Source organism: Pantoea sp. RG18 (assembly GCF_025910075.1).
Taxonomy (GTDB): Bacteria; Pseudomonadota; Gammaproteobacteria; order Enterobacterales; family Enterobacteriaceae; genus Pantoea; species Pantoea agglomerans.
The window spans coordinates 428,905-441,531 of sequence record NZ_JAPCIL010000002.1 but is presented as its reverse complement, the minus strand read 5'-3'; the positions used below and the strand labels follow the sequence as shown (position 1 = coordinate 441,531).

Sequence of the window (12,627 nt, the reverse complement as noted above, 5' to 3'; positions counted from 1 at the left end):
CTTTTATGTTTTCGGTCACTACGGCATGACATCCCCGTCTGAATGGCTTACACCTCAAACCCGTAGTGCGAGCCGTCCGGCAGTTCCACCACCAGCCGCAGCTTACCCCCTGCCGCATCGATATAGCGCTTGAGCGTGGAGAGCTTCAGATCGCGGCCCGGCTTCTCCATGCCCGCCACGGTAGGCTGTGTAATGCCCAGCGCCTTTGCCATTTCGACCTGTGTTTTCTGCACTTTCTCACGCAGCTCGGCAAGGTGAATGTTGAGCAGGATATCCGTCGCCATCGCCTGTGCGTCGGCAACGACTTCCGGTTTTTCATCCGCAATAAGCTGTTCAAGCGTTCTGCCCATCTGGTTACTCCTCATCTTTAAAACTATTCAGCCAGTGTGTAAATTCCCGATCGGCAACCGGAAGCATCTCCTGATAAAAACGCTTTTCATTGCCCACCTTATTTCCGGCACAAAGCACAATCGCCGTTCGGTTTGGGTCAAAAGCAAAGAAAGCCCTTATCGGATCGCCGCGACTCTGAATACGCAGCTCTTTCATGTTGATATAAACAGGGCCTTTTAGCGTATCCGCGTATGGCCTGGACAACCCCGGCCCCTTTTCGCGCAACACCATTAATGCTGCCAGTACGCAGGCGCGATCGCTCTCATTAAGCAAGGTAAACCAGCGATCAAACCTCTCCGTCGTTTTAATCATCCACACGGGATCTCCTTATTAATATAGGCCAAATACTATATAGGTGTAAAGCGATAATCGAGTGCGATACAGGGGGATTTCAGATGCCTGTGCTTTTAGTGCAAAGTGAGAGAAGCGTTCAGCCGGGTCAGTGATGAATCCACACAACCTTCATCGTTTTGCGAGCTGTACCGGATTGGTTATGGGGTGAGATGATGTGAGGCGTTGTTATCAATAAGAAAGCCCGCTCAGGCTTCCCTGAGCGGGCTTTCACTTTGTTTGCATCGCTTCCCTGCCAATGCAGAGTGACGCTTTTAGCGCGTGATTACGGCAGCGCGATACGGGCAATCTCGTCAGTGCCTTTGGTGGAGGAATCTTTGTTGAATTCCGCCTTAAGCGTGACATAGAGCGTATTGTTGTCCGGGCCAATCAGCAGGCTGTTTGGGTTCTTGTCAAACGACCAGCTGTTTTTCACCGCGTAGGTGGTGGCATCCAGTTGCAGCACTTTCTTCGATTCGCGCTGGCTGATGTAAAGCTCATTGCGTTTAGCGTTGAACTTGATGCCCATCGCATCGCCTTCGATACGCTTGATCACTTTGCCGGTGCGCTCATCAAAGATCAGCGTGGTTTTGCCTTTGGAGTCGTCAGTAACAAACAGGCGACCGGTAGCAGGATCTTCCGCCATGTTCAGGAACAGATACTCTTTGCCATCGCCTGCGGTCCAGCGCTTCTCGATTTTATGGCTGCGTGGATTGATCACCAGAATTTCACCCGAGCCGTTAGCCGCATAAATGCGCTCAGTCAGCGGGGAATAGATGATACCGGTGACCCATTTCCCGGCGTTTTTAATCTCGGTTTTCAGCTTAAAGGTTCGGGTATCCACGACGGAGATATAGCCCGGTTCGGCTACGCGACCGACATAAAGCTCGTTGCCGTGCCACAGGACTTCACGCGCACCCGCCGGATAGCCCTCTTTACTGATCTTGCCCGGGAACACCAGACGCTGCAGCACTTTGCCACTCTGGGCGTCCACTTTGGAGATCGCGCCATCCAGTGAGTTGGTGGTGTAGAACACCTGACCGTTTTCATCGATAGCGGTACCGAAGTTTTTCATGTCGGTATGCGTTTCGCCTTTGGTCGTCAGCGTGGCCGGATCGAGACGATAGATCATGCCGCCGTTCACATCCTTAAACGCCTGCGCGCTGGCGACAAACAACGCTTTTGACGCAGGGGAGTAAGCCATTTCGTACAGACCATCACCCAGAGCGCGTTGTGTCACTGCGGTATTAACCGGTTTTGGGGCTTCAGCGGCAGGCGCATCGGCTTTTTTAGCTGGTGCCTGACACGCTGTCAGGCTAAAGGCAGCGGCAACTGCCATGGCAACAGCGGCTTTGCGCGGGCTTAACGATTTCATGCTGAACTCCGTCAGGAAATAAAGAATGAGAATCATACGCATTAACAGCTAGTAATCAAATGACGACGCTACTATCCAGACCTGTCCGGTCATTTTACCCGCGTTAAACCGCTTAACTGCCCCGTGAAATTCCACCTGAATGCCCTTTTTCTGCTTTCAAATCTGATAAACACCAGCAACTAAAAGGCTTTAAATTTTCCTATCACATTGAATTATAAATAATTAACATAAAGTTACACTTTCGATTGAATCCTTTGAAGAATATATAAAGCAAATGATTATCATTGGCGTTCTCATAACTGGCTGAGCGTCTTTCTCCAGAAGATGAGTGGATAAAAAATAACAACCAAAGACACAACGGTTTAACTCAATACCAATTTTTAATGGAAAATTTTATGGCTCGTAGTGGCAGGGAATCAGGTTTCAGAAACAGCTTTAGCGTCTCATTACTGACACTGGCGATACACGCCCTCTTCCACCCCGCCCTGGCGGCGGAGGAGACATCGCAGGATATGGTGGTCAGCGCCACGCCTGACGAAACCAGTGACAGCGGTAAGCAGAATTACGCGGTGCAGACCACCCGCGCGGGCACCAAATTAATGCTGACACCGCGAGATGTGCCTCAGTCACTCAGCGTGGTGACGCAGCAGCGAATGCAGGATCAGGATCTGCAATCGGTTAATGATGTGCTGACCAACGCCACCGGTATCTCCACCAATCTTATCGACAGTGAACGCTCCGAGTACTATTCACGCGGCTTCAAAGTCAGCAACTTCACTTTCGATGGCATTCCGACCTCGGTTAACGATACATGGAATTACGGCGACGCGGCGTCCGACACGGCAATCTATGACCGTATTGAAATCGTGCGCGGTGCGACCGGCCTGATGACCGGAGCGGGCAGCCCTTCGGCCTCGATCAATATGGTGCGTAAACATGCTGACAGCAAAACCGCGACCGGCACGCTGAGTGCCAGCTATGGCAGCTGGAACAAGCAGCGCTACGTGGCGGATCTCTCTGCCCCGCTTAACAGCGATGGCAGCCTGCGCGGCCGCGTGGTGACCGGTTATACCGATCAGGAGAGCTGGCTGGATCGCTATCAAAAAACCAAAAAATTCATCTACGGCGTGATTGATGCGGACCTTACCGACAAGACGACGCTGTCACTGGGCTACGACTATGAAGATGACAACACCGGCAATCCAACCTGGGGCGGCCTGCCGATGTTTTACAGTAATAACGCCACGACACATTACGACCGCAGCCTGAATTCATCAGCTAACTGGGCGCGTTACAACACTAATTCGCGCAAAGTCTTTGCGGATATCGACCATAACTTCGATAACGGCTGGAATATTCATATTAATGGCACGCACGCCGAGAATACCTTCAGCGATAAGCTGCTCTATGTGATGGGCAATCCCGATCAGGAGAGCGGTGAAGGCACTACCGGTTATGGCAGTATGGATCGCGGCAAGCGTAAAATGGATTCAATCGATGGCTTTGCCAGCGGCCCGTTTGAACTACTGGGTCGTCAGCACCTGTTGATGGCCGGAGCAAGCTACAGCCGCCAGCATAATGCCGCTTACAGTCAGGATGGATTCAGCGATGCGGAGGCGGGTGAAATCACTGCCGCCGATATGGGAATTTTCAATAATAGCTGGACCGGTAACGTAGCGGAGCCGGAGTGGCAGGGCTGGTATCTCAACGATGATGACACTGTTCGTCAGAAATCGGTCTATAGCGCTGCACGTCTGTCGCTGGCCGATCCGCTGTCGCTGATTATTGGCGCTCGCTATACCCAGTGGAGCACCCATGGCAGCAGCGGAGAGATGACTAAAAATAACACCACGCCTTATGCAGGGCTGGTGTATGACATTAATGACACCTGGTCCGCCTATGGCAGCTACACCGCCATTTTCCTGCCGCAGACTTATCGCGATACTCACGGTAGTTACCTCTCACCGGTGACAGGTAAAAGTTACGAGACCGGTCTGAAATCGGCCTGGAACGATGGCCTGCTGACCGCCAGCGTAGCAATTTTCCGCATCGAGCAGGATAACGTTGGACAGGCAATTGATGGTGTTTATCTGAGCGGCAATGAGCAGGCCTATGACGCCGCCAAAGGTGCAGTGAGTAAAGGTGCCGAGTTCGAGCTGAATGGCGCGCTGACCGATAATCTGCAGCTGACCTTTGGCGCAACCCGCTATGTGGCACGCGATAAAAGTGGCCGGTTCAACAGCTATCAGCCGCAAACCTCATTCAAACTTTTCACCCGTTATCAGTTAGCCGCGATCCCCGAGCTCACCGTTGGTGGCGGAATTAACTGGCAGAACCGGGTGTTTAAAGATGTGACCAATGCCAGCGGCGACAGCGTACGGGTATATCAGGGCAGCTACCCGCTGGCCTCGTTGTTTGCCCGCTATCAGGTGAATAAGCAGGTTGCCGTACAGGCCAACGTCGATAATCTCTTCGACCGTGAATATTACAGCTATATGAACAGCTACGTTTACGGTGAGCCACGTAACCTGAATGTCAGCGTTTCTTATCAGTTCTGATAATGGTGGTGCTGGGAGGCCAGACAGCCCGCGATTGCGGGCTGTCTGAGGGCTGATTTAACGGGCAGGATGCGTGTCAGGGCTGTCCTTCCATATTCCAGCGCGCTGATCCCATCACATCGAAAACATGCTGGTCGGTGAAAGCCGGAAATCTGGCGCGTTTTGCCGCCACTTTGAGCGCGTTGCAATAATCTTTATCGCCCCCTTTGATAATAAAATTATCCAGGGTGCCATCAATTTTGAAATCCAGATGGGCATTACAGCGTTTCCCCTTCCAGGCGTGCGGCTCTGATAGTGCAGCATCCAGCGCTTTTTTAATGCCAGATGCCTGCTGACCATAGATATCGTTGTCCCCGACTTTTCCTGAACGTTTATAGTTGCAGGTTTCGAGTGCGCTTTTTTTAATGCATTCGTGTGGAGTGAGAGGCGCACAACCGGCTAACAGGGCACAGCAGAAAATGGGAATGATCTTTTTCATGGATAAGTCCTTTTAGGTGAAAAGGGGACGGCGTCCTGCTCCCTGGTTATTCTGATATCAGGCTAAGCTAAACCCCTGCAAAGTGAATCAACACAGGGTTATTTTCCCGTTTTTTTTCGCCAGAAGAGAGAGAAAGCAATCGCTGTTAATACGCCAATCAGGGGCATCGTGGCCGCGCCCGCCAGAAAGTTGTGCTGGTCGATGCGTTTGTCCCTGCGGATATCCGCGAAGCGTGCGAGTGCCTGTTTTTCATCTGAGGCACGAACTTCCTCGAACTGTTTTTTATAACCCTGCTCTGTCAGATCGAAAGCTCGTGTTACGTCCGATCTTTCAAGTGCAACAGTGTATTTGCCTTTGGTATAGAAACTGTATTCTGACATTCAGCGATCTCACATCCCGGAGGATAGATTTGCACTATATCGGGTATGAATGGGTTTGCAGAACGCTTTTGGAAAATAGTGCGGCACAATACAGGCTCCAGCCTCCCTGCTGAGTTAACCGCATCTCCTTTTCCAGCAAACTGCATGCAGTATTGCGGTAATATTTCCCGTGATGACCGTGGCTGTTAACTCTCTTCGGTTATCACTTCAAGCCCCAGATTCTCCCGCAGCGTAGCAAACTCATACTCATCGCGAAACAGTCCGCGACGGCGCAGTTCCGGGATCACCAGCTCCACAAACAGATCCAGCTGTTCCGGCATAATGGCTGGCATGATGTTAAAGCCGTCCGCCCCGCCCTGTTCCAGCCACTGCTGGAAGTCGTCGGCGATATCTTCAGCGGTACCGACAATCACGCGGTGTCCGCGTGAACCGGCGGCGACGGCGGCCAGCTCACGCAGCGTCAGATTCTCGCGCTTTGCCATATCGGTCATCAGCTTAACGCGGCTCTGATTACCTTCGCCCAGCGGAACCTCCGGTACCGGGCCATCCAGTGGATATTGGCTGAGATCCATACTGAACCGCAGTGAGAGCTGACGAAGCCCGTTCTCAATATCCACCAGCGTATTCAGCTTTTTCCACAGCGCCTTCGCCTCCTCACGCGTGCGGCCAATAATCGGCATGACACCGGGCATGATCACGACATGATCCGGGTTACGCCCGGCGGCAATGACCTGCTCCTTTTGAGTGCGATAGAACGCTTGCGCTTCCTCCAGACTGGCGGAGGCGGTAAAGATCACTTCCGCTGTCTCAGCCGCCAGCTTCTGACCATCAGCAGAAGAACCTGCTTCGATAATCACCGGACGTCCCTGTGGCGAACGCGTGATGTTCAGAGGGCCTTGTACCTGAAAATGCTCTCCCTGATGGTTGATCGGCTTGATCTTCTCATCAACAAAATAGTCCCCGGTCGCTTTGTCGGGCTGTACTGCCCCCGCTTCCCAGCCCTGCCACAATTTGTCTGCCACCTCAAGGAACTCCCGCGCACGGGCATAGCGGGAAGCGTGGTCGGGCATATCGCTGCGGCTGAAGTTACGTGCAACGTCAGTGGAAAACGAGGTCACGACGTTCCACGCGGCCCGGCCACGGCTGATGTGATCCAGTGACGAGAAACTGCGCGCCAGCGTAAAGGGATCGCTGAAGGTGGTAGAGGCGGTTGCAGCCAGGCCAATACGTCTGGTGTTGACCGCCAGCGCCGCCAGCATCGTCAGCGGTTCAAGGCGTGCCATGGTCGACGGCAGACGATACATGCTGGTTGCCAGTGCATCACCCACAAAGAACAGGTCGAACTTACCCGCTTCGGCTTTTTTAACCAGCGTGATCAGCCAGTCGATATCAGTGGGATCGCCCAGCTGTTCCGTCAGACGCCAGCCGCTCACGTGCTGACCCACCGGTTGAACAAACAGGCCGAGCCGCAGGCGACGTGATGGAGTGAAATGATTCATGAACGATTCCTGGTCTGTAAGGTGAAAAGGCGCGCCGCAGCGCGCGCTTAAAAAAGGGTGTCCGTCGCCAGCAGCGCCTGCTCCAGCGCGCGGGCGGAGACGCTAAACGGCAGCCGTTCTGCGCAGGCCTGGGGGAATTTAATCTGCTGCGCGATGTTGCGCAGCGCGCTATGGCGATCGCCGCGTAACACCGGCAGCTTCAGCGGCATATCGTAGTGTCGCAGCAGCGCAAGGAGTTCCGCATCCGCGACGCCGTCATGTTCCATCAGTGACTGCACCAGCAGGCTGAAGCCGACTTTCTCACCGTGCAGCCAGTGATGCAGCTCTGGCAGGTGCGTCAGTCGATTGTGAATGGCGTGCGCAAAGCCCGGCGTCGGCAGCAGGTCGCGCACACTGTTCGCCAGCCCGGCGAGCACGATAGTGGCATCAATGACTCTGACCAGTTCAGGCGTGACCCGCTGCTGCTGGCAGGCCAGGATCGCGGCGTCTCCCTGCTGCCGGAAAGTGTCCAGCGCCTGCCGCGCGGTCATCACCTTAAGATCCAAAGCCAAATCATCAGGGTTGTGCTGCTGGTAAGGCCGGAATTCATAATATTTGGCCAGCGCATCCACAATACCCGCTTTCAGGTAGCGCACGTCGCTCCGGGCGATCACTTCACTGTCTACCAGCACCAGCTCCGGCATTTTCCCCAGCGGCTGGCTGCGCAGATGGCCGCCTTGCTCGTTATAGATGATGGCAATCGGTGACCAGGCCGCGCAGGTTGCCGCCTGGGTCGCAAAGTTAACCAGCGTGACCGTCGGCAACTGGCTGGCAGCGGCTTTAGCCGCATCCAGCACGCGTCCACCCCCAATCGCCAGCAGCAGTTCTGCGCCCTGCTGTTCGGTATGATGTTTTAAGCTGGCGATGGCCTGTTCGGTACATTCGCCCTCTAAATAGTCGAGCTGCCAGCGGATGCCATTTTCTTCAAGACTCTGGCTTAATTCCGGATTAACCGCCTGCCACGCCTGAGGAGAGGTAAAAATACGAATATGGGTGGCATAGGGTTTAATAAACTGACCGGCGCGGATGCGCAGGCCCGCCTCATGCGCATAGGCTCGCGGAGATGTAATGGCTAACACAGCAGCATCCTGATTATATAAAATAGAAAAAGAGTTTTATTACAGTGAGTTAATAGCATTTCATGGAATTTAATTTCTTTTCTGAATACTACGACAAATAACAATTTAAGCAATCAAAAACCGGCCATTTCATATTCACAAATCCGCATTAGGTTAGTTATTTTTCACACATAGCGACCCGGCTTTTACTGTTAATCTCTCATTCTGGCTGAATGAATTAACTGCCTGCCTGGCAGTTTTCCGGGAAATATTATGCAACTCGATTTTCGTCAGGTCAGAGAAGATGAGGTAGATGTTTATCTGGCGCTGATGCATGCCGCCTATGCACCCGTTAAAGCACTGGGCATTAAATTTGATGCCGCCACGGCTGACCGCGCTACAGCATTACGCCATCTGCAGAATCATGGCGTGTATGCGCTCTACATGCGTAACCAGATGGTCTCATCAGTGACCGTTCGCTATCCCTGGGGGCCGCTGCCCGGCCCGTTTGGGCTGCCGCATATCGGCTGGTTTGGCGCGCATCCCGACTATCCCGGCCACCATTTTGGTCGCCAGGTTCAGGATCGGTTAGAGCAGGAAATCCTGATCGATCAGTTGCATGCCCCTGCGGTCTCGCTGGGCACCGCCACCCATCACCCCTGGCTGAAAGAGATGTATCTGAAACGTGGCTTCCAGCCGATGCATACCCGCGATCTCGGTAAAGGTCACATCACCCTCTATATGAAAAAAGTACTGGACCCGGCGGCACATGATGCCTGGCTGAGCCGCCAGACAGCAGCAGAAGGAAACCCGCTATGAGCAGCGATAATCCCGCATCACTGGGCGAACAGCCGATCGCGTTTCGCCACGAACTACACCATTTTCCGGAGCGACCGCAATGAACCTGAGCGTAATGCTGGCTGAACATATCCTTTATAGTCAGCCGGATGAGTCAGCGCACCAGCACGCGCGTGAAGGTGTGCGGGACTTCCTGGCGGTGAGCTGGCCGGTGTTACAGGGCGAGGTGCCGGATAGCGGCTTACCGGCACTGCGCACAATCTACCGCGACGGCAGCGTGCGCTCGCAGGCGCTGCTGCTGGGCTATGCCGGACATGCGCTGGACTACGATGATTTTCATGCCGATTTTCGCGGTCACCCCAGCGTAGTGATCCTGCCCGCCCTGATCGCCTGGCAGCAATTTCAGCCAAAGCGCCTGAACCGTTTTCTGGATGCTTACGTCACGGGTGTGGAAATGGCTGGTCGTCTGGGACTGGCTGTCAGCCAGCAACATTACGCGCTGGGCTATCACAACACGGCAACGCTGGGCACCCTTGCAGCGGCGGCGGCACTGGCGCGTTTGCTGGCGCTGGAAAGTGATGCAACCGCGACCCTGCTGGGGATCGCTGCCACCCAGGCCAGTGGGCTACGCGCGCAGTTTGGTTCGGCGGTGAAACCACTGCACGCTGGTTTTGCCGCAGAACGTGCGGTGTCAGCGGCTCTGCTGACACTGGCCGGAATAGATGGCCGTCAGGCGGGTGTGATTGAGGCTTTTCTGGCAGCCAGCAGTTCTGGTCAGGCGCAGCCGGAGAAATTGCTGGAAAACTGGGGCCGCCCCTGGCGGATTAGCGCGCCCGGACTGGAGTTCAAACCTTTCCCAACCTGCGCAGGCACCCACAGCGCAGCGGAAGCCGCACAAATGCTGCGCCAGCAGTGGCTGGCAGCCGGCAAACCTCTTGATGCGCTGCTGAGCCAGATTGTCGATATCACCGTCGCCTTCCCGCCAGGCGGTGACATCGCCGCTTCCATATCCGTTCCGACGCACGGCATTGAAGCGCGTTTCAGCCTGGAATATGTGATTGCTGCGATGCTGATCTACGGCGATCTGCGTTTACAGGATTTCGCCGAAGGCGATCTCAATCATCAGATTATGCCGCTGGCTGCCCGCGTCCGTCGTACTCCCGATGAGCGCGCGCCGCCCGATGCGATCAATCCCGCCCTGCGCTTCCATGACGTCACGCTGACGCTGAGTGATGGCACAAAGCTGCATCAGCGCCGCACGCGCCAGCAGTCACTGGCAGAGAGTGTGGATATAAACAGGAAACTGCAGCTGGCGCTGAAGGAGGCGTCGCCCGATCTGCTGGCAGCCAGCGAGCTGCGTTCAACGGCAGATTTGCAGGCGCTGGGGCGCGCAGTACTGAGCGCCCTGTAACCGACTCATAACGGGGGAATAAAGGCCTGCACCGGCGTGACTTCCCCGGCAAATTTACGCACCTGTACCACCGTAATCTGCCCGCTACATCCCTGCGCCAGAGATGACGTCCCGATATCCAGCGTCAGCACATTGGGATTACCGTGACGACAAAGCGGACGGGCGGCAGTGGCGTCGACCGGATCGTACCAGGCACCGGTTGGCAGCTGTACCACGCCAGGCATAACCGTGTCGGTGAGACGTGCGCTGGCGAGCACATGGCCCCGATCGTTATAAAGCTCAATGATGTCGCCATCCGCGATAGCCCGGGCTGCCGCATCCTCGCTGTTGAGGCTGCAGACTTCACGCCCGCCACGCTTGCCACTCTGACTGAAATCACCAAAATCGAGCTGACTGTGCAGCCGCGTCGCGGGCTGATTGGCAATCAGCCAGAATGGGTAGTCGGCGCTGGGTTTTTGCTGGGGTTCACGCCATACCGGATGGCCGGGACAGTTGTCATAACCAAAGCTGGCGATAGTGGCGGAGAAGATCTCAATTTTGCCGCCTGCGGTGGGCAGCGGTGCGGCGTCAGGGTCAGCGCGAAACGCATTGATCATCCGTCCACCATCCTTTACCTGCGGCAACGCCAGAATGCCCTGCTGCCAGAACTGATTGAAATCCGGTGTCTGCACCTGATGCGCCGCCAGTTTTTCCTGAAACTGATGGTAAAGATGCTGCAACCAGCCACGCGCATCGCGCCCTTCGCTAAACGCTTCTTCCCGGCCAAGTTGCCGGGCCAGCTCACGGAAAATCGTGTAATCGTCCCTGGCTTCGGCGTAAGGCTGTGCCACTGGCTGCATGGCGATTAAATGGCGATCGGTCGGCGCACCGCCGATATCCTCACGCTCCAGGGTCATGGTGGCGGGCAGGACGATATCAGCATGACGCGCACTGGCGGTCCAGACGCTCTCATGCACGATGAACGTATCCAGCTGGCAAAACGCCTGACGCAGCCGGGCCAGATCCTGATGGTGGTGAAAAGGATTACCGCCCGCCCAGTAAGCCAGCCGGATATGAGGATAAGTAAGCTGACGGCCATTGTAGTCAAACCTGGTGCCAGGATTGAGCAGCATATCGGCAATACGGGCTACCGGAATAAAGCGGTCGATGCCATTTTTGCCCTGCGGCAGGGACGGAAAACTGACCAGATTGTGATGTTTGCCATAATGGCCCAGCGCACCCAGTGCATAGGTATAGCCGCCGCCGGGCAGCCCGGGCTGTCCGAGTGCCGCCGCCAGCACCAGGCCAAGCCACACCGGTTGTTCGCCATGCTCGGCGCGTTGTAAGGCATGGGCGACCGTAACCAGTACGCGCTTGCCGTGGAGCTGTCGGGCGAACTGCCTGATCAGGTCGCTGCTGACGCCACAGATCGCGGCCGCCCACGGCGCGTCACGCACCACGCCATCCTCTTCACCCCGGATGTAGGCCACCATCTGAGGCCAGCCGACACAGTAGCGCGCCAGAAATGCCTCATCGGTTAACCCGTCGGTGATTAATACCGCCAGCAGGCCGAGTATAAACGCCGCATCCGTTCCGGGTCGCAGCGCCAGCCACTCACCCTGTGCTTCCTCTGGCAAATCGCTTTTCAGTGGGCTTACCGAGATAAAACGGGTGCCGCGCTGTGCCGCACGCTGCATAAAACCGCGCTCGGTATGCTCACTCAGGCCGCCGCTGGCCACCTGGGCATTTTTCAGCGCCAGCCCGCCAAACGCCAGCACCACCTCGCTGTGACCGGCAATCTCTTCCCAGCTCACGCCACGCCGGGCGACTTCATTCATGTCGCCCACAATATGCGGCAGCAAAACTGATGCCGCGCCGGAGCTGTAGCTGTTAACTGAGCGAACATAGCCGCCCAGTGTGGTGTTCAGGAAACGGTGCACCTGACTTTGGGCGTGATGGAAACGGCCTGCGCTTGACCATCCGTAAGATCCGCCAAAAATCCCCGCCGGGCCGTAAGCCTTACCGACCCGCTTAAGCTCCAGTGCAACCCGATGACTGGCTTCCTCCCAGCTAACCGCGACATATTCATCTGCCCCACGACGCCGATCCGGGCCAGGCCCGTTTTCCAGCCAGCCACGCCGTATCATCGGCCGTGCGACGCGTGCCGGGTGATTAAGTGCATGACGGAAGTTTTGCAACAGCGGACTGGGGTCGGGATCGCCCCCGAACGGCTCAATAAGCAGTTGATCGCCGCTGCGCTCAGCGTGAAAAGCGCCCCAGTGGGCGCTGTGCATTACCGGTTTTTGCGTCATCCTGCTTCCTGGCTATCACA

General features: G+C 55.6%; 11 protein-coding genes. 3 read left to right on the top strand and 8 right to left on the bottom strand.

The genetic code is table 11. The features are described 5' to 3' along the window. Positions 1–47 precede the first annotated feature (47 nt). From OK409_RS02415 to OK409_RS02405, 3 genes are all read right to left on the bottom strand, one after another. Entirely contained in the window at positions 48–350 is a 303-nt protein-coding gene (locus OK409_RS02415; protein WP_010247918.1) for a helix-turn-helix domain-containing protein, read from the bottom strand. Between the two features lie 4 nt (positions 351–354). Continuing rightward, positions 355–708 carry a type II toxin-antitoxin system RelE/ParE family toxin gene (locus tag OK409_RS02410; RefSeq protein ID WP_050680114.1) on the bottom strand — a complete coding sequence of 118 codons (354 nt, stop codon included), beginning with the start codon at positions 706–708 and terminating at the stop codon, positions 355–357. 298 nt (positions 709–1,006) lie between these two features. After that, the gene (locus OK409_RS02405) at positions 1,007–2,095 is read right to left on the bottom strand and encodes a YncE family protein (RefSeq protein ID WP_029519393.1); all 1,089 of its coding nucleotides are present in this window, start codon (positions 2,093–2,095) and stop codon (positions 1,007–1,009) included. Between the two features lie 395 nt (positions 2,096–2,490). Here OK409_RS02405 and fhuE point away from each other — a divergent pair, with 395 nt between their 5' ends. Beyond that, the gene (gene fhuE, locus OK409_RS02400; protein ID WP_264366703.1) at positions 2,491–4,653 is read left to right on the top strand and encodes a ferric-rhodotorulic acid/ferric-coprogen receptor FhuE; all 2,163 of its coding nucleotides are present in this window, start codon (positions 2,491–2,493) and stop codon (positions 4,651–4,653) included. A gap of 76 nt (positions 4,654–4,729) precedes the next feature. Here fhuE and OK409_RS02395 read toward each other — a convergent pair whose 3' ends face one another. The 4 genes from OK409_RS02395 to OK409_RS02380 form a co-directional block, all read right to left on the bottom strand. After that, on the bottom strand, positions 4,730–5,131 hold the full coding sequence (locus OK409_RS02395) for a cell envelope integrity TolA C-terminal domain-containing protein (RefSeq protein ID WP_010670921.1): 402 nt from the start codon (positions 5,129–5,131) through the stop codon (positions 4,730–4,732). Positions 5,132–5,229: 98 nt separating this feature from the next. Then, positions 5,230–5,511 carry a hypothetical protein gene (locus OK409_RS02390; protein WP_264366702.1) on the bottom strand — a complete coding sequence of 94 codons (282 nt, stop codon included), beginning with the start codon at positions 5,509–5,511 and terminating at the stop codon, positions 5,230–5,232. A gap of 185 nt (positions 5,512–5,696) precedes the next feature. Further along, positions 5,697–7,010, bottom strand: a complete 1,314-nt coding sequence (locus tag OK409_RS02385) for an LLM class flavin-dependent oxidoreductase (protein ID WP_264366701.1) — start codon at positions 7,008–7,010, stop codon at positions 5,697–5,699. 47 nt (positions 7,011–7,057) lie between these two features. After that, a complete protein-coding gene (locus OK409_RS02380) occupies positions 7,058–8,128 on the bottom strand; it encodes an iron-containing alcohol dehydrogenase family protein (RefSeq protein WP_122888722.1) in 1,071 nt (356 codons plus the stop codon). A 252-nt stretch (positions 8,129–8,380) separates the two neighbouring features. On the opposite strand from OK409_RS02380, the gene OK409_RS02375 reads away from it, so the two are divergent. Both OK409_RS02375 and OK409_RS02370 read left to right on the top strand, forming a co-directional pair. Continuing rightward, entirely contained in the window at positions 8,381–8,926 is a 546-nt protein-coding gene (locus OK409_RS02375; RefSeq protein ID WP_022624974.1) for an N-acetyltransferase, read from the top strand. A 79-nt stretch (positions 8,927–9,005) separates the two neighbouring features. Then, the gene (locus OK409_RS02370) at positions 9,006–10,316 is read left to right on the top strand and encodes an MmgE/PrpD family protein (protein ID WP_264366700.1); all 1,311 of its coding nucleotides are present in this window, start codon (positions 9,006–9,008) and stop codon (positions 10,314–10,316) included. Positions 10,317–10,321: 5 nt separating this feature from the next. Here the strand turns inward: OK409_RS02370 and OK409_RS02365 are convergent, their stop codons facing one another. After that, on the bottom strand, positions 10,322–12,607 hold the full coding sequence (locus OK409_RS02365) for a molybdopterin-dependent oxidoreductase (protein WP_264366699.1): 2,286 nt from the start codon (positions 12,605–12,607) through the stop codon (positions 10,322–10,324). Between the last annotated feature and the right edge of the window lie 20 nt (positions 12,608–12,627).

Excerpts from the sequence above, each read along its gene's own strand:
- OK409_RS02375 (WP_022624974.1), top strand. The coding sequence starts at position 8,381 with ATGCAACTCGATTTTCGTCAGGTCAGAGAAGATGAGGTAGATGTTTAT.
- OK409_RS02395 (WP_010670921.1), bottom strand. The coding sequence starts at position 5,131 with ATGAAAAAGATCATTCCCATTTTCTGCTGTGCCCTGTTAGCCGGTTGT.
- OK409_RS02415 (WP_010247918.1), bottom strand. The coding sequence starts at position 350 with ATGGGCAGAACGCTTGAACAGCTTATTGCGGATGAAAAACCGGAAGTC.
- fhuE (WP_264366703.1), top strand. The coding sequence starts at position 2,491 with ATGGCTCGTAGTGGCAGGGAATCAGGTTTCAGAAACAGCTTTAGCGTC.
- OK409_RS02365 (WP_264366699.1), bottom strand. The coding sequence starts at position 12,607 with ATGACGCAAAAACCGGTAATGCACAGCGCCCACTGGGGCGCTTTTCAC.
- OK409_RS02385 (WP_264366701.1), bottom strand. The coding sequence starts at position 7,010 with ATGAATCATTTCACTCCATCACGTCGCCTGCGGCTCGGCCTGTTTGTT.
- OK409_RS02390 (WP_264366702.1), bottom strand. The coding sequence starts at position 5,511 with ATGTCAGAATACAGTTTCTATACCAAAGGCAAATACACTGTTGCACTT.
- OK409_RS02370 (WP_264366700.1), top strand. The coding sequence starts at position 9,006 with ATGAACCTGAGCGTAATGCTGGCTGAACATATCCTTTATAGTCAGCCG.
- OK409_RS02405 (WP_029519393.1), bottom strand. The coding sequence starts at position 2,095 with ATGAAATCGTTAAGCCCGCGCAAAGCCGCTGTTGCCATGGCAGTTGCC.